Annotated in this window: 22 protein-coding genes and 1 pseudogene; 11 read left to right on the forward strand and 12 right to left on the reverse strand. The window is 68.9% G+C overall.

The window, feature by feature from the left end; genetic code table 11:
- Positions 1-40: 40 nt before the first annotated feature.
- The 7 genes and pseudogenes from ACQ859_RS27190 to ACQ859_RS27220 form a co-directional block, all read right to left on the reverse strand.
- On the reverse strand, positions 41-1,591 hold the full coding sequence (locus ACQ859_RS27190; protein ID WP_431263590.1) for a methyl-accepting chemotaxis protein: 1,551 nt from the start codon (positions 1,589-1,591) through the stop codon (positions 41-43).
- Between the two features lie 196 nt (positions 1,592-1,787).
- Positions 1,788-3,101 (reverse strand): histidinol dehydrogenase, encoded by a 1,314-nt coding sequence (gene hisD / locus ACQ859_RS27195; RefSeq protein WP_431263591.1) that lies wholly within the window; start codon positions 3,099-3,101, stop codon positions 1,788-1,790.
- A gap of 71 nt (positions 3,102-3,172) precedes the next feature.
- The gene (hisG, locus tag ACQ859_RS27200; RefSeq protein ID WP_431260789.1) at positions 3,173-3,814 is read right to left on the reverse strand and encodes an ATP phosphoribosyltransferase; all 642 of its coding nucleotides are present in this window, start codon (positions 3,812-3,814) and stop codon (positions 3,173-3,175) included.
- 128 nt (positions 3,815-3,942) lie between these two features.
- Positions 3,943-4,206, reverse strand: coding sequence for a BolA family protein (locus ACQ859_RS27205; RefSeq protein WP_088408428.1), 264 nt, complete (start codon positions 4,204-4,206; stop codon positions 3,943-3,945).
- Positions 4,207-4,304: 98 nt separating this feature from the next.
- The gene (locus ACQ859_RS27210) at positions 4,305-5,087 is read right to left on the reverse strand and encodes an ABC transporter permease (protein WP_431263592.1); all 783 of its coding nucleotides are present in this window, start codon (positions 5,085-5,087) and stop codon (positions 4,305-4,307) included.
- Entirely contained in the window at positions 5,084-5,572 is a 489-nt protein-coding gene (locus tag ACQ859_RS27215) for a hypothetical protein (protein WP_431266666.1), read from the reverse strand. The genes ACQ859_RS27210 and ACQ859_RS27215 overlap by 4 nt, the downstream gene beginning before the upstream one ends.
- A pseudogene (locus ACQ859_RS27220) lies at positions 5,558-6,039 on the reverse strand (ATP-binding cassette domain-containing protein); the annotation flags it as partial. The pseudogene ACQ859_RS27220 and the gene ACQ859_RS27215, both read right to left, overlap by 15 nt.
- Positions 6,040-6,133: 94 nt before the next feature.
- Between ACQ859_RS27220 and ACQ859_RS27225 the strand changes: the two are divergent.
- The 4 genes from ACQ859_RS27225 to ACQ859_RS27240 all read left to right on the forward strand — a co-directional run bounded on the left by ACQ859_RS27225 (position 6,134) and on the right by ACQ859_RS27240 (position 7,995).
- A complete protein-coding gene (locus ACQ859_RS27225) occupies positions 6,134-6,811 on the forward strand; it encodes a TetR/AcrR family transcriptional regulator (protein WP_431263593.1) in 678 nt (225 codons plus the stop codon).
- Positions 6,812-6,984: 173 nt separating this feature from the next.
- A complete protein-coding gene (locus ACQ859_RS27230) occupies positions 6,985-7,206 on the forward strand; it encodes a hypothetical protein (RefSeq protein ID WP_431263594.1) in 222 nt (73 codons plus the stop codon).
- The gene (locus ACQ859_RS27235) at positions 7,191-7,523 is read left to right on the forward strand and encodes a hypothetical protein (RefSeq protein ID WP_431263595.1); all 333 of its coding nucleotides are present in this window, start codon (positions 7,191-7,193) and stop codon (positions 7,521-7,523) included. The genes ACQ859_RS27230 and ACQ859_RS27235 overlap by 16 nt, the downstream gene beginning before the upstream one ends.
- Before the next feature lie 136 nt (positions 7,524-7,659).
- Positions 7,660-7,995 carry a hypothetical protein gene (locus ACQ859_RS27240; protein ID WP_431263596.1) on the forward strand — a complete coding sequence of 112 codons (336 nt, stop codon included), beginning with the start codon at positions 7,660-7,662 and terminating at the stop codon, positions 7,993-7,995.
- A 139-nt stretch (positions 7,996-8,134) separates the two neighbouring features.
- On the opposite strand, the gene ACQ859_RS27245 is transcribed toward ACQ859_RS27240, so the two are convergent.
- Together ACQ859_RS27245 and ACQ859_RS27250 are read right to left on the reverse strand one after the other, a co-directional pair.
- Complete coding sequence (locus ACQ859_RS27245) at positions 8,135-8,989, reverse strand: WS/DGAT domain-containing protein (RefSeq protein WP_431263597.1); 855 nt, start codon at positions 8,987-8,989, stop codon at positions 8,135-8,137.
- Positions 8,884-9,711 (reverse strand): wax ester/triacylglycerol synthase domain-containing protein, encoded by an 828-nt coding sequence (locus ACQ859_RS27250; RefSeq protein ID WP_431263598.1) that lies wholly within the window; start codon positions 9,709-9,711, stop codon positions 8,884-8,886. The genes ACQ859_RS27245 and ACQ859_RS27250 overlap by 106 nt, the downstream gene beginning before the upstream one ends.
- 182 nt (positions 9,712-9,893) lie before the next feature.
- Between ACQ859_RS27250 and ACQ859_RS27255 the strand changes: the two genes are divergently transcribed.
- Positions 9,894-10,145 carry an acyl-CoA-binding protein gene (locus ACQ859_RS27255; protein ID WP_377160588.1) on the forward strand — a complete coding sequence of 84 codons (252 nt, stop codon included), beginning with the start codon at positions 9,894-9,896 and terminating at the stop codon, positions 10,143-10,145.
- A gap of 136 nt (positions 10,146-10,281) precedes the next feature.
- On the opposite strand, the gene ACQ859_RS27260 is transcribed toward ACQ859_RS27255, so the two are convergent.
- Both ACQ859_RS27260 and ACQ859_RS27265 read right to left on the reverse strand, forming a co-directional pair.
- Entirely contained in the window at positions 10,282-11,349 is a 1,068-nt protein-coding gene (locus ACQ859_RS27260) for an aminopeptidase (RefSeq protein WP_431263599.1), read from the reverse strand.
- On the reverse strand, positions 11,346-13,418 hold the full coding sequence (locus ACQ859_RS27265; RefSeq protein WP_431263600.1) for a molybdopterin-containing oxidoreductase family protein: 2,073 nt from the start codon (positions 13,416-13,418) through the stop codon (positions 11,346-11,348). Before ACQ859_RS27265 ends, ACQ859_RS27260 begins: the two co-directional genes overlap by 4 nt.
- 185 nt (positions 13,419-13,603) lie before the next feature.
- On the opposite strand from ACQ859_RS27265, the gene ACQ859_RS27270 reads away from it, so the two are divergent.
- The 6 genes from ACQ859_RS27270 to gshA all read left to right on the forward strand — a co-directional run bounded on the left by ACQ859_RS27270 (position 13,604) and on the right by gshA (position 20,488).
- Positions 13,604-14,737 carry an ABC transporter substrate-binding protein gene (locus ACQ859_RS27270; protein ID WP_431263601.1) on the forward strand — a complete coding sequence of 378 codons (1,134 nt, stop codon included), beginning with the start codon at positions 13,604-13,606 and terminating at the stop codon, positions 14,735-14,737.
- A gap of 168 nt (positions 14,738-14,905) precedes the next feature.
- Positions 14,906-16,120 (forward strand): M20 aminoacylase family protein, encoded by a 1,215-nt coding sequence (locus ACQ859_RS27275; protein WP_431263602.1) that lies wholly within the window; start codon positions 14,906-14,908, stop codon positions 16,118-16,120.
- A 100-nt stretch (positions 16,121-16,220) separates the two neighbouring features.
- A complete protein-coding gene (locus ACQ859_RS27280; protein WP_431263603.1) occupies positions 16,221-16,820 on the forward strand; it encodes a DUF1415 domain-containing protein in 600 nt (199 codons plus the stop codon).
- Between the two features lie 231 nt (positions 16,821-17,051).
- A complete protein-coding gene (locus ACQ859_RS27285) occupies positions 17,052-17,642 on the forward strand; it encodes a cysteine hydrolase family protein (protein ID WP_431263604.1) in 591 nt (196 codons plus the stop codon).
- A 194-nt stretch (positions 17,643-17,836) separates the two neighbouring features.
- On the forward strand, positions 17,837-18,682 hold the full coding sequence (locus ACQ859_RS27290; RefSeq protein ID WP_431263605.1) for a GlxA family transcriptional regulator: 846 nt from the start codon (positions 17,837-17,839) through the stop codon (positions 18,680-18,682).
- A gap of 339 nt (positions 18,683-19,021) precedes the next feature.
- A complete protein-coding gene (gene gshA, locus ACQ859_RS27295; protein ID WP_431266667.1) occupies positions 19,022-20,488 on the forward strand; it encodes a glutamate--cysteine ligase in 1,467 nt (488 codons plus the stop codon).
- 58 nt (positions 20,489-20,546) lie between these two features.
- Here the strand turns inward: gshA and ACQ859_RS27300 are convergent, their stop codons facing one another.
- Complete coding sequence (locus tag ACQ859_RS27300; RefSeq protein ID WP_431263606.1) at positions 20,547-21,038, reverse strand: acyl-CoA thioesterase; 492 nt, start codon at positions 21,036-21,038, stop codon at positions 20,547-20,549.
- Between the last annotated feature and the right edge of the window lie 284 nt (positions 21,039-21,322).

Here is a 21,322-nt window from a genome sequence, read left to right on the forward strand (position 1 = left end):
GCCCCACGGAGACTCGCTGCCTCCGGGTCTCGGCCTGCGGTCAGGCGTGCAGGCGGAATTGCGCGACGACGTGCTGCAAGCTCCCCGCCTGCTCGCGCAGCGACTCGGAGGCGGCGGAAGACTCTTCGACCAGCGCGGCGTTCTGCTGGGTGACCTCGTCCAGGCGCTGGACAGCCTGTCCGACCTCCATCAGGCTGGTGCTCTGCTCCTGCGTGGCCGAGGAGATCTCCTGGATGATGTCCGTCACCCGCTGCACGGCGGACACGATCTCGCGCATCGTCTCGCCCGCATCGCTGACAAGGCGTGACCCCACGTCGACCCGCTCGACGCTGGCACCGATCAGGGTCTTGATCTCCTTGGCCGCCTCGGCGCTGCGCTGGGCCAGCGAGCGGACCTCGCTCGCCACCACCGCGAAGCCGCGGCCCTGCTCGCCCGCGCGAGCCGCCTCAACGGCGGCATTCAGCGCCAGGATGTTGGTCTGGAAGGCGATGCCGTCGATCGTGCCGATGATGTCGGAGATCTTGCGCGAAGACGCATTGATCTGGTCCATCGTGCTGACCACCTCGGACACCACGACGCCGCCACGGTCCGCGACCTGGCTGGCATTGAGCGCCAGCTGGCTGGCCTGGCGCGTGGAGTCGGCATTCAGGCGGACCGTGTCGGTCAGCGCGTGCATCGTGGCCGACGTCTCTTCCAGGCTGGACGCCATCTGCTCGGTCCGCGCCGACAGGTCGCTGCTGCCTGCGGCGACCTCGGCGCTGGACATGGCGATGCTCTCGGCGCTGGTGCGCACCGCCGACAAGGACCGGTTCAAGGCGCCCTGCATCGCCGACAGCGCCTGGGCCAGTTGGCCGAGTTCATCACGGCGCGAGGTGTCGATGTCGACGGTCAGGTCGCCTTCGGCGACCCGGCTGGCCACGCCCACCATGGCCGTCAGCGGACGCACCGTGCTGCGGGTCAGGTAGAACGCGAGCACGCCGCCCGCCGCCAGCGCGGCGACGATCAGCACCACCATCGTCGTCAGCACCGACTTGTAGGCGACACGCGACTCCTCGACGCTGGCCTGCGCGCCGGCCGTGTTGATGTCGACCAGCTTCTGCACCGACGCCATCAGATCGCCGAAGGATTTGCCGGACTCGCCGGTGACGGTGGACATGTACTCCCCACGGTTGCCCGCCTTGCGCGCCGCGACCAGCTTGTCCTGGACGGCGATGAAGGCGGCGTACTTCTCCTTGGCGTCCTTCCACTGCGCAGTCTCCTCGGGCGAGGAGATCTCCAACTCGTAGGTCTTGGCCAGTTCGGGCAGGGTCTTCTCGCGCAAGGTCTTCATGCGCTCCTGCTCCTGCTCGACCTCCAGGACGACGTCCTTCAGACACATCGCCATCTCCGCCCGCCGCAGCTCGTTGAGCTGTCCGCGGAGCGCGTTCACGGCGTTGATGGAGGGGATCCAGTCGGAACTCATCTCCTCCACGTTGCCCTGGATCACCTGGATGCGGCTGATCGCCACGACGCCCACCAGCACGGTCGCCAGCAAGACGGCGGCGAAGCCCAGGGAGATGCGTACTCCGACGCGCAGATCTGAGACCTTCATGCTTCGACGTCCTGTTATGAAGATGTTCGAAGCATGCTAGGCGTTTCGCACGAAAGGGCGAACCGCGAAACGACGGGAAATGTGGCGGTTTATCCGCGACCCAGGGTTTGCCCGGCGTCACCGCGTGAAATCTGCGCGACGCCGCCCGCGAGCCGCCGTCCGACGGAGGCGGGTCGTCGCCCCGTCGGGATCCGGGTCAGCGCTTGAGGCGGAACTCCGCCGCCTGCGCATGCGCCTGGAGGCCCTCGCCATAGGCGAGGGTCGCGGCGATGGGGCCGAGCACCTGCGCGCCGTCCTCGCTGACCTCGATCAGGCTTGAGCGCTTCTGGAAGTCGTAGACGCCCAGCGGCGAGGAGAAGCGGGCCGTGCCGGAGGTGGGCAGCACGTGGTTCGGCCCGGCGCAGTAGTCGCCGAGCGATTCGCTCGTATAGGCCCCGAGGAAGATCGCACCGGCATGACGCAGCAGCGGCTCCCAGCGGTGCGGATCGGCGCTGGAGACTTCCAGGTGTTCCGGCGCGATGCGGTTGCTGATCTCGCAGGCCTCTTCCATCGACCGCGTCTGGATCAGCGCGCCCCGCCCTTCCAGCGAGGCGCGGATGACGTCCCGGCGCGGCATGCCGGGCAGCAGGCGCTCGATGGCCTCGCGGACCTGGGCGATGTAGCCGGCGTCCGGGCACAGCAGGATGCTCTGCGCCATCTCGTCGTGCTCGGCCTGGCTGAACAGGTCCATCGCGACCCAGTCCGGCGGCGTGGTGCCGTCGGCGAGCACGAGGATCTCGCTCGGACCCGCGATCATGTCGATGCCGACCTGGCCGAAGACGTTCTTCTTGGCGCTGGCGACGTAGGCGTTGCCCGGGCCGGTGATCTTGTCGACGCGCGGCACCGTCGCGGTGCCGTAGGCCAGCGCGGCCACCGCCTGGGCGCCGCCGATGGTGAACGCGCGATGCACGCCGGCGACGTAGGCCGCGGCCAGCACCAGCGGGTTCTTCTCGCCGCGCGGCGTCGGCACGACCATGACGATCTCCGGCACGCCGGCGACCTGCGCCGGGATGGCGTTCATCAGCACGCTCGACGGATAGGCGGCCTTGCCGCCCGGCACGTAGATGCCGACCCGGTCCAGCGGCGTGACCTTCTGGCCCAGCAGCGTGCCGTCCTCGTCGCGGTAGCTCCAGCTCTCGCCACAGGCCTGCTTCTGGCGCTCGTGGTAGCTGCGCACCCGCGCCGCGGCCTGCGTCAGCGCTTTCGCCTGCTCGGCGGGCAGGCCGTCGAAGGCGGCCTTTAGTTCTTCGCGGGTCAGTTCCGGCGACGCGAGCGTTCCGGCCTGCAGGCCGTCGAAGCGCGCGGTGTAGTCGAGCACCGCCGCGTCGCCGCGGGCGCGCACGTCGGCCAGGATCTCGGCGACGCGCGTCTCGATGGCGGCGTCGGTCTCGGCCGACCAGTGCAACACGCGCTGGAACTGGGCCTCGAAATCGGCGTCGGTGGTGTTGAGGGTGCGAAGGGTCGTCGTCATGGCGGACTCCGGAATCAGTCGGCGATCAGGCAGCAGTCGGGCCGCGCCTCACGCGGCCGGCAAACAGCGGATCAAGCGGAAGGGATGGCGGAAGCGATCGCGTCGATCAGCGGCTTGAGCGCCTCGCGCTTGAGCTTCAACGCCGCCTGGTTCACGACCAGGCGCGAGGAGATCTCCATGATCCGTTCGACCTCGACCAGGCGGTTCGCCTTCAGCGTGCTGCCGGTGGAGACCAGGTCGACGATGGCGTCGGCCAGGCCCGTCAGCGGCGCCAGCTCCATCGAGCCGTAGAGCTTGATCAGGTCCACGTGCACGCCCTTGTCGGCGAAATGCTGGCGCGCGATGGTCGTGTACTTGGTCGCCACGCGCAGCCGCGAGCCTTGGCGGACGGCGTGGTCGTAGTCGAAGTCGTCGCGCACGGCGACGCTCATGCGGCAGGCCGCGATGCGCAGGTCCAGCGGCTGGTACAGGCCCGCACCGCCGTGCTCGATCAGCACGTCGCGGCCGGCCACGCCGATGTCGGCGCCGCCGTACTCGACGTAGGTCGGCACGTCGGTCGCGCGCACGAGCACGACGCGGACGTCGGCCTGGTTGGTCGGGAGGATCAGCTTGCGGGAGCTGTCCGGGTCCTCGAGCACCTGGATGCCGGCGGCGGCCAGCAGCGGCAGGGTCTCTTCGAAGATGCGGCCCTTGGAAAGTGCCAGGGTGATCATGCGGGGTCCTCGGTGAACGCGCGCTTCGCGGGGAAGCGCCTCGGGCGGTGGCCTCGGGGGTTCAGGAGGACGGCAGCGGGTTCACCGGACGGGGACACACCGCCACCCGCCTGCAGGCCGGGTGGCTGTCAGTGATGGTGGTGCGCGGTGCCTTGCTGCGCGAATTCGTCGGGGGTCAGCGTCTTCATCGACAGCGCGTGGATCTGCTCGCGCATGCGATCGCCCAGCGCCTGGTACACGCGCTGGTGGCGCTTGATCCGGCTCAGGCCCTCGAACTCGGCCGACACGATCGTCGCGAAGAAATGGCGTCCGTCGCCCTCGACCTGGAGCTCGCTGCAAGCGAGACCCTGGGCTATGTAGCTCTGGACTTCTGCGGGGGTCGGATCGGCCATGATGGAGCGGGATTCTACCCGGGTGCTTCCCGGACGCTTCCCGCGCCCGGTTTCGTGATTCGAGAGGCCGGGCTTGCGCGGTCCGGCCAGGGAAACGGTCAGTGGCGGATCTTGTAGCCGCGGCGCAGCAGTTCCAGCGCGATGGCCGCGACCGCCGCGAACGCGATGGCGACGACGCCCAGGCTGACCCACGGCGAGACGTCGCTGACGCCGAAGAAGCCGTGGCGGAATCCGTCGATCATGTAGAAGAACGGGTTCAGGTGGCTGACGCCCTGCCAGAACGGCGGCAGCGAGTGCACCGAGTAGAAGACGCCCGACAGGAAGGTCATCGGCATGACGATGAAGTTCTGGAAGGCGGCCATCTGGTCGAACTTCTCCGCCCACAGGCCCGCGATCAGGCCCAGCGAACCCATCAGTCCGGCGCCCAGGATGGCGAAGGCCAGCACCCACAGCGGATTGGCCATGCCCGGCGGCGCGAACCACACGGTGGCGGCGAACACGCCCGCGCCCACCATCAGCCCGCGCAGGATGGAGGCGCCGGCGTAGGCCAGGAACCAGGCCCAGTGCGACAGCGGCGTGACCAGCAGGAACACCAGGTTGCCGGTGATCTTGCTCTGGATCAGCGAGGAGCTGCTGTTGGCGAAGGCGTTCTGCAGCACGCTCATCATCACCAGGCCGGGGATGAGGAAGCTGGTGTAGCCGACGGTGCCGTAGACCTTGACGTGGTCCTCGAGGACATGGCCGAAGACCAGCAGGTACAGCACGGCGGTCAGCACCGGGGCGCCGACGGTCTGGAAGCCGACCTTCCAGAAGCGCAGCACTTCCTTGTAGAACAGCGTGCGCGCGCCTTCGAGGCGGATGGGGAAATGACTCGCGCTCATGTGCGGTTTCCCTGCATGATTTCGATGAAGACGTCCTCGAGGTCGGCGCGGCCGATCTCCAGGTCTTCGATGGGGACGGCGGCCTCGCGCAGCGTGGCGAGGATCTGTTCGACCTCGGCCGCGTCGTGCGCGGTGAGCTGGACGATGCGCCCGGTGATGCGGGCGCGCTCGGACAGGGCCAGCGGCAGCGCCGAATCGGTCTTGAACTGCAGCATCGTGGACGCGGTGCCCGCGAGCAGTTCGGACGTGCGGTTGAGCGCGACGATCTTCCCCTGCTTCAGCATCGCGATGCGGTGGCAGAGCGCCTCGGCCTCTTCCAGGTAGTGCGTGGTCAGCAGGACGGTGTGGCCTTCGCGGTTCAGGCGCGCGATGAACTGCCACAGCGTCTGGCGCAGTTCCACGTCGACGCCGGCGGTGGGCTCGTCCAGCACGATGACCGGCGGGCGGTGCACCAGCGCCTGCGCGACCAGCACCCGGCGCTTCATGCCGCCCGACAGCTGGCGCATGTTGTTGTGGGCCTTGTCGGCCAGACCGAGGTTGAGCAGCAACTCGTCGATCCAGTCGTCGTTGTTGCGCACGCCGAAGTAGCCGGACTGGATGCGCAGCGTCTCGCGCACGCTGAAGAACGGGTCGAAGACCAGTTCCTGCGGCACGATGCCGAGCTTCTTGCGGGCCTCGGCGTAGTCGTCGACGACGTCATGGCCGAGCACCGACACCTGCCCCCGCTGGCGCGGGACAGGCCGGCGAGGATGCTGATCAGGCTGGTCTTGCCGGCGCCGTTGGGGCCGAGCAGGCCGAAGAATTCGCCGGGCTGGATGTCGAAGCTGACGCCGTCCAGCGCACGGAACTGGCCATCGCGGTAGGTCTTGCTGACATTGCTGAAACGCAGGGCGGGCGGACCGCCGGCCGGCACGGGCATGGCGGCCGACTGTTGTGGGGGGCTTGCGGGCATGGGCGGCGATTGTAGGCAGGGGGTCCATCCCGCGCTGGCCTGGGGTCATGACAGAATGCGACCACCTCCCCCACCCCTCACCGCCCCTGGGCCCATGGCCACCAAGAAGCCGCGCCGCACCGCCGAACGCATCCTCGAAGTCACGCTGGACCTGTTCAACCGCTTCGGCGAACCGAACGTCTCCACGACGCTGATCTCGGCGGAGCTCGGCATCTCGCCCGGCAACCTGTACTACCACTACCCGGCCAAGGACGAGCTGATCAACGCGCTCTTCAACCGCTACGACAAGGCCTTGTCGGAGCTGCTGGGCGCGGTGGGCAACGTGCGCAACGTGGAGGACGCCTGGCTGTTCTTCCACATGCTGTTCGAGCTGATCTGGCAGCACCGTTTCCTGTACCGCGACCTCAACGACCTGCTGTCGAAGAACCGCAAGCTGGAGACGCACTTCCAGCATGTGCTGGAGCAGAAGACGCAGGCGATGGTGGGGATGCTGGGCGGCCTGCAGGCCAGCGGCGCGCTGACGATGCAGGTCCGCGAGGCGGTGCCGACCGCCAACGCGATGGTGGTGCTCCTGAGCTACTGGCTGAGCTACGAATACGTGCGCGATCCGCGCAACGCGCTCGAGCCCGACCGCGCCGGCGAGGCGCTGATGCGCGGCGCCTTCCATGTGCTGGGGCTGTTGCTGCCCTACCTGGAGCCGTCCTCGCGCGACCACCTGTTCCAGCTGGCGGGGAAGTATCAGCCGCAGGCGGGCGGCACCTCCCAAGCATGATCGGGCGAGTTCCGCCATCGGGACTCGACGCTCGCTTGATGTTTGTCAAACCTCTCGCCAGTTGACTCATCTCTGTCAGTCAGACTGACTGGCTTGAGCCATGCGCGCCTGAAGCTCGATGAATACGGTTCAGGGGCGGCGACTTTGCCGCTGACCTTTATGGAGCATTGAGCATGTTTCAAGAACTGACCCAAGAAGAGATCGATCAAGTCAGCGGGGGCATGGGCGGGAGCAGCTACATGGCTGGGGGCGGCGGCGACAGCTGCTCGAACGCCATCGCTGGAGGGATGGTGGGCGGAGCGATCGCAGGCAGCGCCGGTGGACTGCTCGGCATCGTCGTCGGAGGATTGGGCGGTGCCTTTGGCGGCTGGATGGCCTCATGCAAGGTTCGGTAAAGCCCGACGCCTCGCCAGGTTCGAGCCGCAGCATCGCGCCTTGGAGCCCGTCGTCCTTGATGGTCGACTGGGAGCGACTTCGGACGCTGGGTCCGTCGGGGTTCGTCATTCGCTACGGCCTGCTGCGGATGGCACCGGTGCTGGCGGCGCCAACCGTGGGCCTGGTGATCTTCAGGGACACCTCGCTCTCGCTGACTCGCTGGCTCGTCCTGGCAGCGATGTTCCTCAGCCTCGGCATCGTCTGGGGCGTCGCGACTTGGCAAACCTGCGAGTCTCGATGGGATAGCGCGCGCTCGATTGACACGCCACACGGCTAGCAGCAAGCCGGGGTCCGGCCCTCCGCACAAACCCTGAATTCGTGCGAAGCCGGACCCCCTGGTCGCGGTTGGCGGCGGAAAACGACACCCTATAAATTAGGGATATCGTATTCACCGACATCAAGGGACCGATTCCATGAAGCGCCTCCTGACCACCGCCGCCCTGCTGGCCCTGATCGCCCCGATGGCCCACGCCGCCACCGCCGAGAACGCCGATGCCAAGGCCCTGCGCGCCGAGTGCGCCAGCCAGCACGCCGTCAAGTTCGAGCAGGCCGCCGCCGCCAACGAGTACCGCTTCGTCTACAACCGCGGCGAGTACCGCGGCGAAGCCACCAGCGGCCAGGCCGTCTCCTGCGGCCAGACCCAGTACGCCGAGTACCTGGCCAGCGCCGACCCGGTCCGCGTGATGTCCGCCTACCCGACCGCCGCGGGCCGCCCGCAGCCGGCCAAGAAGGCCTCCGCCGCCAAGTAAGTGATCGGATCCGGTTTCGGAGATCCGGCGCCTCAGCGCTGGCTTCGAAATGTCGGCTGAAACGTCGGCTTCCGGAATGACGAACGCCGCCCTCGGGCGGCGTTTTCCATGGCGGCGTGCGCAGGCCCGTCGCGCGGGGTCAGTCCTTGACTTCCCACGGCAGCATCAGCGCGAGCGTGAGCAGCTGCTGGAACTCGGGGCCAAAGTGGGCCACGATGCGCTCCGGATCGGGACAGAGGCCGGCGTCGGCGATCAGCCCGAACTGCACCTGACCGGCGTAGGTCAGGATGCTGATGCCCAGGCTCATGTCGCCCGCCTGCGGCGCCCAGAACATCACCCGCTCGACGGCCGAGCCGCACAGCTGCAAGGCCTGCGCCGGCCCCGGCACGTTGGTCATCAGCGCCGTCGCCTTGCGTGACAGCGTCTTCAGCATCGCGCGCTGGGCGGCCTTCTCGACCGACCCCGACGTCGCCATCAGGCCCATCGCCAAGGCCGGCTGCAGGCTGTTCTTCAGCGCCTGTGTCTGCGCATGCACGGCGTAGAGCCGCTTGACCGGGTTCGTGATGCCGACCGGCAGCGGCAGCGGCACCATGCCGAAGCGGTTGCCCAACTGCCAGGCCGTCTCCAGCGGACGCAGGTTCACCGGCACCAGCGCACGGATCTCCTGGCCTTGCGTGTCGTCGCCGTGCTCGCGCAGGTAGAGCCCCAGCGCGCCGGCGACGCAGCTCAGCAGCACGTCATTCACCGAGACATTCATCGCCTTGCCGACCGCCTTCACGGCATCCAGCGGCAGCGGCGCGCCCCAGGCCACGCGCTTGGCACGCCCGGCCTTGCCCTTGAGCCGGGTCTTCGCGTCGTCGGGCGCCTCGGTGAGCGCGGCGGCGTCCTTCAGGACCTGCTTGCCCAGGCGCTCCGCCGGAGACGCATCCGGAGTCCCGGACCCGGCATGTTCCTGGATCTCGCGGACAGTCCAGGCGTTGATCGGCTTGACCATCGCATCGGCCAGCCATTCGGGCTCGGCGGCGTCATCGGCCACGGTCTTCGTGGCCTTCGCGCCCTTGCCCCCCTGCCCGCCCCTGCCGCAGGCAAGGTCGGCGGCACGACACCGCCGTCGGTGATCGACAGCAGCACCGCGATCAGCGCGATGCCGTCGGCGATGCAGTGATGCATGCGCGCGATGAGCGCGCTGCTGCCGTCGTAATGCTCGATCAGGTGCAGCTGCCAGAGCGGACGGGCGGGATCGAGCGGCTCCGCGGCCAGATCGGCCAGGCGATCCTGCAATGCGCCTTCGAGCGGTCGACCGCGACGGCGGTTCAGGGTCTCGGGAACGACGTGGCGCGTGATGTCGACCTCGGCGTCCTCGACCCACCAGGCGCTGTCCCCGGCCTCGACGACGCGCTGCCTGAAGCGAGGGAAGCGAAGCAGCCGTTCGGCGACACGTGCGCGCAACTCGTCGAGCGCCACGTGCGGCTTCAGCAGCAGCACGCCGTGGATGATCATCCGGTTGGCTTCGGTGTCCAGGCGCAGCCAGGCAGTGTCGACCTTGGACATCGGCTCGGCGCCCGTCGGCAGACCGTCGGGACGGTGTGCATTCCCGTTTCCCGAGGCCTCGAGCACCGCCCTGGCGGCGGGCGCACGCTTCGCGGGCCCGGCCTTCGACGGGGTGGACTTGGCGCTCCGGCGGGAAGTCGGGCTCGACGCGGCGGGGGTGGGCAATGCGGTCTCCTGGACGGACGGGACGAGGGACAAGGCGGCGGACGAGGCAACGCAGCCCGGATCATCCGCCATCTAGAGAGGCGGCCCCAGTCCGAACGTGGGGGTGGGATGGGTAACATCGCGGCCGTCCGTCCCGATTGTCGCCAACGGGACGCCCAGCTCACCGCCACGGGAGACACACCATGAGCCTGAAAGACCAATTCGACGCCGCCGTCGCCGATTCCAAGAATCTGCCCGAGCGCCCGGACAACCAGACGCTGCTGAAGCTGTACGCGCTGTTCAAGCAGGCGACGACCGGCGACGTCGAGGGCGACCGCCCCGGCATGACGGACTTCGTCAACCGCGCCAAGTGGGACGCCTGGAAGACCCTCGAGGGCAAGACCAACGACGAGGCGATGCAGGACTACATCGACCTGGTCGAAGGCTTGAAGTAAGCCCGCCAGGGCCGGCGCCCGCGCCGGTCATGCCAGCAGGCCGCCCTTCAAGGGCGGCCTCGTCGTTTCTGGCGCGCTTCAACCGCGTTCCTGACACCGGCCGGGCGTCGACCCCGCGAAGGGCAGGCCATCCCCGTCAGCGCGCCAGTTCCGCCCTGCGCTCCTCCTTCGGCAGCTTCGCCAGCCGCTGCACCTCGGCGTAGAAGCGCGGCCAGTCGGCGCCCTGCCGCTCGAACAGCCGGACGAAGTCCGGCACCAGGTCCGTGTAGCTGCCCTGGATCGCCAGCGCCGGCGTGTTCAGGCCCAGCACCCAGCGGTCGAAGCGCGTATCCCCATTCCACCGGTCACGCTTGATCGCCTCGTAGTCCGCGCGCAGCTTCGCGAAGGCCACGGCCTTGCCGGCGCGTTTCTCGTCGTCGCTGGCCGTGCTGCGGAACACGTCCTGCAACTGGTCCCGCGTCGCCTTGAGCAAGACCTGGACCTCGTCCTGCCGGCGCCGGGACTGCTCGTCGTCGCGCAGCGCCTCGGGCCGGTCCTTCAACCAGCGGCCGACACCGATCTGCTCGACCGCCGTCGCGAAGCTCTCGTTGAACGCGGTGTCGTCGTTGGCATACGCGACCTGATGCGCCAATTCGTGGAAGATCATCCGCGCGAGCTGGGCCTCGGGGTAGCGGATGAAGGTGTTCAGCAGCGGATCGCCGCCCAGCCAGTTGCTCCAGCCCAGCGACGAGTACGCCGGCACCCCGTAGACGTAGGGCTCGAGGCCCTCCTTGCGGAGTTCCTGCGCCAGTTCGCGCGCATCGTGCGGATCGAAGTAGCCCCGATAACCCGCACAACCCATGATCGGGTAGCACCAGGTCTTGAGCTGCAGGCTCAGCTCCGGCGTCGCGACGACGTTCCACACCGCCGAGCCGCGCTTCAGGTCGGCGTAGCGCCGGTAGCTGTCGTTGTCGGGCAGCTTCAGCTCCGAGGACGCGTAGTCGCGCAGCGACTTGGACAACTCGAGCTGCTTGCGTACCTCCGGGTCCAGGTCCTGCTGCCCCAGCCACTCGTCGACCGGCTTGGCCGAGCGCACCAGCGACAGGTGCCCCGACAGCGACTGCCCGTAGTACGACAGCTGGGCACAGCCTCCCAGCGCCGTCATCGCCAGCAGCAGCGGCGCGGCCAGCAGGATCAGCAGCAGTCGCCGTGCGCGCTTCGTCATCCCGCGGACACCTCGACCAGGCAGTCGTAGAAGCACGGCGCGCGGCCCAGGTCGGTGAGCCGCTGGTGCGTGACCTCGTTGACGTTGCGCCCGTCCGCGCCCAGCTTGCGCCACCAGATGCCCAGCCCGTGGACGACGCCTTCGCGTGCCCGGGCGCTGACGTCCAGGCGGCACGCGTAGCTGCCGCGATCGTTGAACACGCGCACCCGCTGCCCATCGGCGAGTCCGCGCGCCGCGGCGTCGCCGGCGCTCATCTCGAGCACCTGCTCGCCCTCGATGTCGCGCAGGCTCTTCACGTTCACGAAGGTGCTGTTCAGGTGATTGCGCGCCGGCGGCGAGATCATCGCCAACGGATAACGCGCGGCCAGCGCCGGGTCGCTCGTGCGGCTCTCGTAGTTGGGCACGTAGTCCGCGCCGCGCGCGTCGGCCTTGCCGCTCGACGATGGGAAGCCGCCCTCGGCGAACGGCGCCTCGGCCAGCGGCAGCGTGAACCAGCCCCGCTCGCGCAGCTGCGCCAGATCGACGTCGTCGCGGAAGGCCTGGCCCAGCAGCGCCTCGTCGTCGTCGCGGAACGCGGGCTCGTCGAAGCCCATCGCCGCCGCGAGGTCCCGGAAGATCCGCGTGTTCGGACGCGCCTCGCCGACCGGCGCGATCGCCGGCTCGTTGAGCAGCACATCGGTGTGGCCGTAGCTGGTGTGGATGTCCAGGTGCTCCATCTGCGTCGTCGCCGGCAGCACGTAGTCGGCCAGATCGGCCGTGTCGGTCATGAAGTGCTCCAGCACCACGGTGAACAGGTCCTCGCGCTCGAAACCCGCGACCACCTTCGGCGACTCCGGCGCCACCGCGACCGGGTTGCTGTTGTAGACGATCACCGCCTCGACCTTCGGTCCGAACGCGGCGGACGACTCGCGCAGCAGGTCGTCGCCGATCGTGCTCATGTTGATGGTCCGCGATGGCCGTCCGGCTCGCAGGTCCGGGCGCTCCAGCGTGGGGTTCTTGAACGGCGCGAACCAGCCCGAACTCGACAGCAGCAGCCCGCCCGCGCGGTGGCGCCACGCGCCGGTGAGGCACGGCAGCAGTGCGATCAGGCGCACCGCGTTGCCGCCGCCGCGCACCCGCTGCATGCCGTAGTTCAGCCGGATCGCCGCCGGCGCCAGCGTTCCGTAGTCCCGGGCCAGGCCGCGAACCTCGTCCGCCGTGAGCCCGCATTCGGCCGCGGTGCGTTCGGGCGTCCATGCGAGCGCCCGCTCGCGCAATCCGTCCCAGCCGTCAACATGCCGGAAGAGGTAGTCGTGATCGAGCCAGTCGTTGACGATCAGCTCGTGCATCAACCCCAGCGCCAGCGCGCCGTCCGTGCCCGGCAGCAGGGCCAGGTGTTGATGGCACTTGTCGGCGGTCTCGGTCTTGCGCGGATCGATGCAGACCAGCTTCGCGCCGTTGCGCTTGGCCTGGTTCGCGAAGGTCCAGAAATGGAGGTTGGAGGCGATCGAGTTGCTGCCCCAGATCACGATCAGCCGGGACTCCGCGAAGTGCGGCAGGTGCATGCCGACCTTGTGCCCGTAAGTCGCCGCCAGGCCCGCGCCGCCCGCCGACGCGCAGATCGTGCGGTCCAGGCAGGACGCGCCCAGCCGGTTGAAGAAGCGCCCCGCCATCGCCTCGCCCTGCAGCATGCCCATCGTGCCGGCGTAGCTGTAAGGCAGGATGGCCTGCGGATCGCGCGCCGCGATGGCGCTCAGCCGGCCGGCGATCTCGGTGATCGCCTGCTCCCAGCCGATGCGCTCGAAACGCGGCGGTTCATGCTTGGCGCTGATGCGCTTGAGCGGATGCAGCACCCGTTCCTCGTGATAGGTCCGCTCGGGATACCGCGACACCTTCGTGCACAGCGCGCCGTGGGTGCTCGGATGCTCGGGCTGGCCCTGGACCTTCACCACCCTGCCGTCCTCGACCGTGATGCGCAACGCGCAGGTGTCGGGGCAGTCGTGCGGGCAGGCGCCCTTGACGATTCGCGTGCCGCGGTCGGCGGCCTGTGGCGGGAGGTTCACGAGGGGTTCAGAGAGCACGGACGACATGCGTCAACTATTGCACAGGCGCCACACCCTTGCGATTTCTTACCCGAGAGAGCGACAACGCTGGACACGCGAACCGCTAAGCTCGCAGACCAGGAGGCCGAAATAGGTCGTGTCGAGTCTCCTGGCGCGCTGGCCCTCCTCCGGCGGACGCCACAATATCAATTCGAACCCCTCTGGGAGTCCCTTTGGATCGCCGCCAACTTCTCGCCTCCGCCAGCGCCCTGGGCGCGCTCGCCACCCTGCCCATCCCGTCGGCCGTCCGCGCGCAAGGCAAACGCCTGGTGCTGGGCCAGTCGGCGCCGCTGACCGGCGCCGCCGCCCAGCTGGGCATCCAGATGCAGGCCGGCGCCAAGCTGTTCTTCGACGCCCAGAACGCTGCCGGCGGCATCAACGGCACCACCATCGAACTGCGCACGCTGGACGACGGCTACGAGCCCGACCGCTGCAAGGCCAACACCGAGAAGCTGATCGCCGACGACGTGTTCGCGCTGTTCGGCTACGTCGGCACGCCGACCTCGGTGGCCGCGCTGCCGCTGGTCAACCAGGCCAAGATCCCCTTCGTCGCGCCCTTCACCGGCGCCGAAGTGCTGCGCGACCCGTTCAGCCCGTGGGTCTACCACGTGCGTGCCTCGTACTACGACGAGACCGCCCTGATCGTGAAGCAGCTGACCCAGCTGGGTCTGATGCGCATCTCGGTCTTCCACCAGAACGACGCGTACGGCAAGGCTGGCCTGGACGGCGTGCTGCGCGCGATGAAGCCGCTGGCGCTCCAGCCGCAGGCCATGTCCACCGTCGAGCGCAACAGCGTCGACGTCGCCAAGGCCGTCAAGGACCTGGTGCAGAGCGGCTCGCCGCCCGAAGCGATCGTCATGATCAGCGCCTACAAGAGCTGCGCCGCCTTCATCCGCGCCGCACGCAAGGCCGGCTACGGCGGCGTGTTCTACAACGTGTCCTTCGTCGGCACCCAGTCGCTGCTGGACGAGCTCGGCAAGGACGCGATGGGCGTCGTCGTCAGCCAGGTCATGCCCTATCCGTTCGGTTCGCAGGTCGGCGTGGTCCACGAGTACCAGCAGGCCGCCACCAAGGCCGGCCAGAAGTTCAACTACACCGCCATCGAGGGCTACATCGGCGCCAAGGTCATCAGCGAAGGCATCCGCCGCATGACCCGCCAGACCCGCGAGGGCCTGACCGCGGCGCTCGACACCCTGTCGAACTACAACGTCGGCGGCTTCAGCGTGAACTTCAAGCCCAACAAGCATGTCGGCTCGAGCTTCGTCGAGATGACGATGCTGACCAACGACGGGCGCGTGAAGCGCTGATCCGTCCCCCGGGCAGACCCGGGCGCCGGATCGCACGCCGCTGGCGGCGGCCCTCCGGACCCGCGGGTACACTGGTCCGACCACAGCGGCGCCGCCCTGAGCGGCGCCGCGGCCTTTCTGGCCCGCGGCACGCCCGACGCTGTCGCGACGACATCGGAGTGCCCGCCCATGAAGCTGATCGAACCCATCCTGGCCGACGCCCCGGCCATCGCCAAGCTGCGACGCGACCTGCACGCGCATCCGGAGCTCTGTTTCCACGAGGACCGCACCGCGGACGTGGTGGCCAAGGCCCTGACCGACTGGGGCATCGAGATCCACCGCGGCCTGGGCAAGACCGGCGTGGTCGGCATCATCCAGGGGCGTGACGGCGGCGCCAGCGGCCGCACGCTGGGCCTGCGCGCCGACATCGACGCGCTCCCGATCACCGAGCACAACACCTTCGCCCACGCCAGCAAGCACCCCGGCAAGATGCACGCGTGCGGCCACGACGGCCACACCGCGATGCTGCTGGCCGGTGCCAAGCACCTGGCGGCGAATCGCGACTTCGACGGCACCGTCTACGTCGTGTTCCAGCCGGCGGAGGAAGGCGGCGGCGGCGCCCGCGAGATGATCAAGGACGGCCTGTTCACCAAGTTCCCGATGGAAGCCATGTTCGGCATCCACAACTGGCCGGGCATGGCCGCCGGCCAGTTCGCGCTCAAGAGCGGACCGGTCTTCGCCTCGAGCAACGAGTTCAAGGTCACCATCAAGGGCAAGGGCGCGCACGGCGCGATGCCGCACCTGGGCACGGACCCGGTGGTCGTGGCGGCACAGCTGGTGCAGGCCTACCAGACCATCATCACCCGCAACAAGCGGCCGATCGACGCGGGCGTGATCTCGGTGACGATGATCCATGCCGGCGAGGCCACCAACGTCATCCCGGAAAGCTGCGAGCTGCAGGGCACCGTCCGCACCTTCACGCTGGAAACGCTGGACCTGATCGAGCGCCGCATGAAGCAGATCACCGAGGCCACGGGCGACGCCTTCGAGGTCCAGTGCGAGTTCTCCTTCCACCGCAACTACCCGCCGACGATCAACCACCCCGCCGAGACCGAGTTCGTCCGCGGCGTGCTGACCGAGATGCTGGGGGCGGCCAACGTGCAGGAATTCGAGCCGACGATGGGTGCCGAGGACTTCAGCTACTACCTGCAGAAGGTGCCGGGCTGCTATTTCCTGATCGGCAACGGCGACGGCAGCCACCGCGAGGGCGGCCACGGCCTGGGCCCCTGCATGCTGCACAACCCCAGCTATGACTTCAACGACGAGCTGATCCCGCTGGGCGGCACGATGTGGTCGCGGCTGGTCGACGCCTGGTTCAAGCAGCCCCGGCCCGCCAAGGCCTGAGTGCCAGGCGCGAACAATCAGGCGCCATGAACCAGGCGCCAACGACCCGACGCCAGAAACGCCCATCCTTTCCAGCCAGACAACGTCCAGCCTCCGCCCGATGACCGCCCCGATTGCGCCCGACCAGGAAAAGACCGTCCTCGACGACACCCACCGCTGGCTGCAGCGGGCGGTGATCGGCCTGAACCTGTGCCCCTTCGCCAAGAGCGTCGAGGTCAACCAGCGGCTGCGCACCGTGGTCAGCGCGGCGCGCACGCCCGAGGACCTGCTCAAGGACCTGGCGCACGAACTGCTCTCGCTCAACCGCGCCGATCCGGACGAGACCGAGACCACGCTGCTGGTGCACCCCTGGGTGCTGAACGACTTCCTGGACTTCAACGATTTCCTCGGCGCCGCCGATGCGCTGGTCGAGGACCTGGACCTGGACGGCGTGCTGCAGGTCGCGAGCTTCCATCCGGATTACCAGTTCGACGGCACCGAGGCGGACGACGTCGACAACTTCAGCAATCGGTCGCCTTACCCCACGCTGCATCTGCTGCGCGAGGAGAGCATCGAACGCGCCGTCGAGACCATGCCGGACACCGACGCGATCTACGAGGCCAACATCGAGACATTGCGCCGCATCGGCCGCAAGGGCTGGGATGCGCTGGACGTGGAGGCCAAGCTGCCGCTGGCCCAGCGCACCACGCGCGAGGACTGAGCCCGTCGAGAGGCCGCGGCCCCTCACCCCCGCCCTCTCCCGCAAGCGGGAGAGGGGTACGGTCGGCGCCCTTCTTGCCCCCTCTCCCGCTTGCGGGAGAGGGTTGGGGTGAGGGCCGCGGTCGCGGCAGACCTGATGTCCTGATTTGACCGGGACTGGTCCGCCGGCGGCGCGACGGCGGAGGCCTTAGCCGGCACGATGACCCCCATCAACCACCCGATGGAGTCCTCGATGACCACCGCCTCGAACACTGCTGCCGCCACCCCCACGACCGCCGTCCTGCTGATCGACGTGCAGGAGTCGTTCCGCCATCGCCCGTACTGGGACGAGACCACCTGGCCGGCCTACCTGGAGCGCACCAACGCCCTGCTCGACGGCGCGTCCGCCCGTGGCCTGCCGATCATCCGCATCCTCCACAGCGACGGCCCGGAGACGGCGGACAACCCGTTCTCGCTGGTCAGCGGCCACGTGCGCCCCATCGACGGGCTGGCCCAGGTGCCCATCGCCGCCGAGTTCCTCAAGCGCCGCCACAGCGCGCTGGTCGGCACCGGGCTGTCGATCTGGCTGACCGAGCACGGCATCCGCCGGCTGATCGTCGCCGGCATCCGCACCGAGCAATGCTGCGAGACCACCACCCGCCACGCCAGCGACGAAGGCTGGACGGTCGACTACGTGACCGAGGCGACGCACACCTTCCCGATCCCGCACGCCAGCGGCGTCGTGGTCGGCGTCGACGATCTCAAGCTGCGTACCGAGGTCGCCCTGCAAGGCCGCTTCGCCGAGATCGTGACCGTCGAGCAGGCGTTGGCGCGCGCCGCCTGAGCGCATACTGCGGCGATGTCCTTTTCGATTCCTCCCGGAGGTCGGGCGCCGGGTCCGCCGCCGACACCTCGCTCGTCGATGTCTGGATCCTGGTCGAGCACCACACCCTGCTGCTCGACCTGGCCGGTGCCGCCGAAGCGCTGCGGCTCGCCAACCAGGCGCTGCGCCGGCGCGGTGAGCCCGAGGCGTTCCGGTTGCGGTACTGCGCCGCGAGCGAATCGGCCTCGACCTCGGTCGGGCTGACGCTCGCCGCGCTCGAGCCGCTGCCGGCGCTCGGCTCGCGGGACTGGTTGATCCTGAGCGGACGTCGGCATCCGCATCCGGACGATCCGCCACCGGCCACCGTCGATCGGGAAGAGGAACTGCGCATCGAACGCTGGCTGCACCACGAGGGCGGCGCGCTGCTGGCCGGCGGCCAGGGCCGGCTGCTGAGCATCTGTGCCGGCGCGCTGCTGGCGGCGCGGGCCGGGCTGCTCGACGGACGGCGCTGCACGACGCATCACGAGGCCCTCGACGCGCTGCGGGATGCCGCCCCGCGCGCCGACGTGCAGGCCAACCGCGTGTTCGTGCTCGACGGCCCGCTGGCCAGCAGCGCCGGCATCACCGCCGGCATCGACCTGGTGCTGGCGCTGATCGCGGAGCACTGCGGCGAGGCGATCGCCGCCTCGGTCGCGCAGGTGATGGTGGTCTACCTGCGCCGCGGCGCCCAGGATCCGGAGCTCTCGCCGATGCTCGCGCACCGGCACCACCTGCATCCCGGCTTGCACCGCGTCCAGGACGCCGTCTGTGGCGATCCGCGCGCCGACTGGAGCCTGGCCCGCATGGCGGAGGTCGCTCACGTCACGCCTAGGCACCTGACGCGGCTCTTCACCCAGCACGGTGGCACGACGCCGCTGGACTACCTGCGCGCGATCCGGCTGGAGCTGGCGCGACGGGAACTCCAGCGCGGCGCGCGCCCGGCCCAGGCGGCCCTCGCCGCCGGCTTCAGCTCGGACCAGCAGCTCCGCCGCACCCGCCGGCGCCTGAGCGTCGACGCCTGACGTCGTCAGACACAGAGCGACGTTCGAAGTGAACGGTCGAAGTGCATCGAGACGGCGGAGCCGGTGCCCCTCTGAACGAACCCTGAGCGAAGCGAAGACTGTGAGAGAAGAGGGGCACCGGCTCCGCCGTCTGTGCTCCTTGCGAAGGCAGCCAGGGCCCTGGCCCGGCGATTGCCCCGCGCCGCCCAGCGCCTACCGACTTAGCACAAACTGCATAAATCCAAGTCAAGCGGGTTTCGTGCACTTCTGGTAACTTGCGCGCCCACAGTGAACGAGGAGCGGCATTTGAACGATTGGTTGAAGCGACTGGAGGCCCTGGATCCGGCCCGTCTGGCGGGCATGCGCCGCGGCGTGGAGAAGGAGAGCCTGCGCGCGCAACCGAGCGGTGGTCTGCTGGCGCTGACGCCGCACCCGACGGCGCTGGGTTCCGCGCTCACGCACGAGACCGTCACCACCGACTTCAGCGAATCACAGCTGGAGCTGATCACCGGCGTGCACGCGTCCGCCGAGGACTGCGAACGCCAGCTGACCGAGATCCACCAGGCCGTCTACCGTTGCCTGGGGAATGAGCTGATGTGGGCGTCGAGCATGCCCTGCCTGCTGCCTGCCGACGAGACCATCCCGATCGGCCGCTACGGCGCCTCCAACATCGGACGTGCCAAGAGTGTGTACCGCATGGGTCTGGGCCACCGCTACGGCCGGCGCATGCAGACCATCTCCGGCATCCACTACAACTGGTCGATGCCGGGCCTGGACAACGCGGACCACTTCGCGCTGATCCGGAATTTCCGCCGCCATTCCTTCCTGCTGCTGACGCTGTTCGGCGCTTCGCCGGCGTTGTGTTCGAGCTTCGTCGCCGGGCGCGAGCACGGCCTGCAGGCGCTGACCGACGGCACCCTGCACATGCCCTATGGCACCTCGTTGCGGATGGGTCGCCTCGGCTACCAGAGCGATGCGCAGTCCTCACTGGCGGTCAGCTACAACAGCATCGACGGCTACGCCGCCTCGCTGCAGGACGCGCTGACGCGGCCCTACGCGGCATACGAGAAGGTGGGCGTCGTCAATCCGGGCGGCGAGTACAACCAGCTGTCGACGACGCTGCTGCAGATCGAGAACGAGTTCTACGGCACGATCCGTCCCAAGCGCACGATCCGCTCGGGTGAGCGCCCGCTGCATGCGCTGCGCGAGCGCGGCGTTGAATACATCGAAGTCCGCTGCATGGACCTGGACCCGTTCGAGCCCGTCGGCATCGCCGCGGGCACGATGCGTTTCCTGGACCTCTTCCTGCTGCACTGCTGGCTGACCGACAGCCCGAACGACACGCCGGACGAACTCGGCGCGCTGGCGCGCAACCAGCATCGCGCCGCCTCGGCGGGCCGCGAGCCCGGCCTGATGCTGGAACGCCGCGGCGGCGAGGTGTCGCTGCGCGACTGGGGACGGGAACTGCTGGCCGAGTTCGCGCCGATCGCCGCCAAGGTGGACGCGGCGCTGGGCGGATCGCTGTACCGTGAGGCGCTCGCGCAGGCCACCGAACGCTGGGACGATCCCGATCAACTGCCCTCGGCCCGCGTGCTCGCGGCGATGCGTGCGCAACACGAGTCGTCGCACCTGGCCTTCGTCGCGGCGCAGTCGGAAGTCTCGCGCCGCCATGTGCTGGAACAGCCGATGGCCGACGGCCTGATGGCGCGTTTCGACCAGTCGGCGCGGGCCTCGCTGGAGGCGCAGGCCGCGATCGAGGCGGCGGACACCGTCGACTTCGAGACCTTCCGGCAGCAGTACCTCGACCCCGCGCAATTGCAGGGCTGAACCCGGTTGAACGCGATCGAGCGCAGTTGAGCGCGGTTGAGTCCGCTACGCCGGGCGCTCAGCCCGGCAGCGACGAGCTCCGCAGTTCGTCGTGCCGCTTCTGCAGTTCCTGGCGCAGCTTCTTGCGCTCGAGCGCCGCTTCCCAGCGACGCTTCTCATCGGGCGTCGTCGGCGTGCGCGGAGGCACCGGAACCGGGCGGCCGTCCTCGCCGACCGCCACCATCGTGAAGAAGCAGCTGTTGGCATGCCGCACCACCTGGTCGCGGATGTTCTCGGTGACGACCTTGATCCCGATCTCCATCGAGGAGGTGCCGGCGTAGTTCACCGACGCCAGGAAGCTGACCAGCTCACCGACGTGGATGGGCTGGCGGAACATCACCTGGTCCACCGACAGCGTCACCGTATAGCGGCCCGCGTAACGGCTCGCACAGGCGTAGGCGACCTGGTCGAGCAGCTTCAGGATGGTGCCGCCGTGCACGTTGCCGGAGAAGTTGGCCATGTCCGGCGTCATCAGCACCGTCATCGTGAGTTGGTGGGAAGGCAGGTCCATGGCGCGGGATCCGGCGGCGGATCGTGGAGTGAGGGAGTGGCCGCCATGGTGCCAGAGTCCGGGGGGACCCGCGCTTGCCCCTTCTGGCGCTTGCCGCTGACACGGGCGTCGGTTAGGGTGCGCGGCAGGAGGTTCCATGGTCCAGGTCCAGCAGCCCAGCATCGTCGACACGCGCGGTGCCCAGATGTTCCCCGCGCTCGGCGTCGCCGACATCGCGCGCGTCGCGCGGTTCGGCCGTTTCCGGCGGTATTCCCAAGGCGAGTGGGTCGTGCGTGCCGGCGACA

This window comes from Roseateles chitinivorans (assembly GCF_050632235.1).
GTDB classification, from domain to species: domain Bacteria; phylum Pseudomonadota; class Gammaproteobacteria; order Burkholderiales; family Burkholderiaceae_C; genus Roseateles; species Roseateles chitinivorans_A.

Excerpts from the sequence above, each read along its gene's own strand:
- ACQ859_RS27255 (WP_377160588.1), top strand. The coding sequence starts at position 9,894 with ATGAGCCTGAAAGACCAATTCGACGCCGCCGTCGCCGATTCCAAGAAT.
- ACQ859_RS27235 (WP_431263595.1), top strand. The coding sequence starts at position 7,191 with ATGCAAGGTTCGGTAAAGCCCGACGCCTCGCCAGGTTCGAGCCGCAGC.
- ACQ859_RS27190 (WP_431263590.1), bottom strand. The coding sequence starts at position 1,591 with ATGAAGGTCTCAGATCTGCGCGTCGGAGTACGCATCTCCCTGGGCTTC.
- ACQ859_RS27210 (WP_431263592.1), bottom strand. The coding sequence starts at position 5,087 with ATGAGCGCGAGTCATTTCCCCATCCGCCTCGAAGGCGCGCGCACGCTG.
- ACQ859_RS27225 (WP_431263593.1), top strand. The coding sequence starts at position 6,134 with ATGGCCACCAAGAAGCCGCGCCGCACCGCCGAACGCATCCTCGAAGTC.
- ACQ859_RS27215 (WP_431266666.1), bottom strand. The coding sequence starts at position 5,572 with ATGAAGCGCCGGGTGCTGGTCGCGCAGGCGCTGGTGCACCGCCCGCCG.
- ACQ859_RS27205 (WP_088408428.1), bottom strand. The coding sequence starts at position 4,206 with ATGGCCGATCCGACCCCCGCAGAAGTCCAGAGCTACATAGCCCAGGGT.
- ACQ859_RS27230 (WP_431263594.1), top strand. The coding sequence starts at position 6,985 with ATGTTTCAAGAACTGACCCAAGAAGAGATCGATCAAGTCAGCGGGGGC.
- hisG (WP_431260789.1), bottom strand. The coding sequence starts at position 3,814 with ATGATCACCCTGGCACTTTCCAAGGGCCGCATCTTCGAAGAGACCCTG.
- ACQ859_RS27275 (WP_431263602.1), top strand. The coding sequence starts at position 14,906 with ATGAAGCTGATCGAACCCATCCTGGCCGACGCCCCGGCCATCGCCAAG.
- ACQ859_RS27285 (WP_431263604.1), top strand. The coding sequence starts at position 17,052 with ATGACCACCGCCTCGAACACTGCTGCCGCCACCCCCACGACCGCCGTC.
- ACQ859_RS27300 (WP_431263606.1), bottom strand. The coding sequence starts at position 21,038 with ATGGACCTGCCTTCCCACCAACTCACGATGACGGTGCTGATGACGCCG.
- ACQ859_RS27265 (WP_431263600.1), bottom strand. The coding sequence starts at position 13,418 with ATGTCGTCCGTGCTCTCTGAACCCCTCGTGAACCTCCCGCCACAGGCC.
- ACQ859_RS27280 (WP_431263603.1), top strand. The coding sequence starts at position 16,221 with ATGACCGCCCCGATTGCGCCCGACCAGGAAAAGACCGTCCTCGACGAC.
- hisD (WP_431263591.1), bottom strand. The coding sequence starts at position 3,101 with ATGACGACGACCCTTCGCACCCTCAACACCACCGACGCCGATTTCGAG.
- ACQ859_RS27260 (WP_431263599.1), bottom strand. The coding sequence starts at position 11,349 with ATGACGAAGCGCGCACGGCGACTGCTGCTGATCCTGCTGGCCGCGCCG.
- gshA (WP_431266667.1), top strand. The coding sequence starts at position 19,022 with ATGCGCCGCGGCGTGGAGAAGGAGAGCCTGCGCGCGCAACCGAGCGGT.
- ACQ859_RS27240 (WP_431263596.1), top strand. The coding sequence starts at position 7,660 with ATGAAGCGCCTCCTGACCACCGCCGCCCTGCTGGCCCTGATCGCCCCG.
- ACQ859_RS27245 (WP_431263597.1), bottom strand. The coding sequence starts at position 8,989 with ATGGTCAAGCCGATCAACGCCTGGACTGTCCGCGAGATCCAGGAACAT.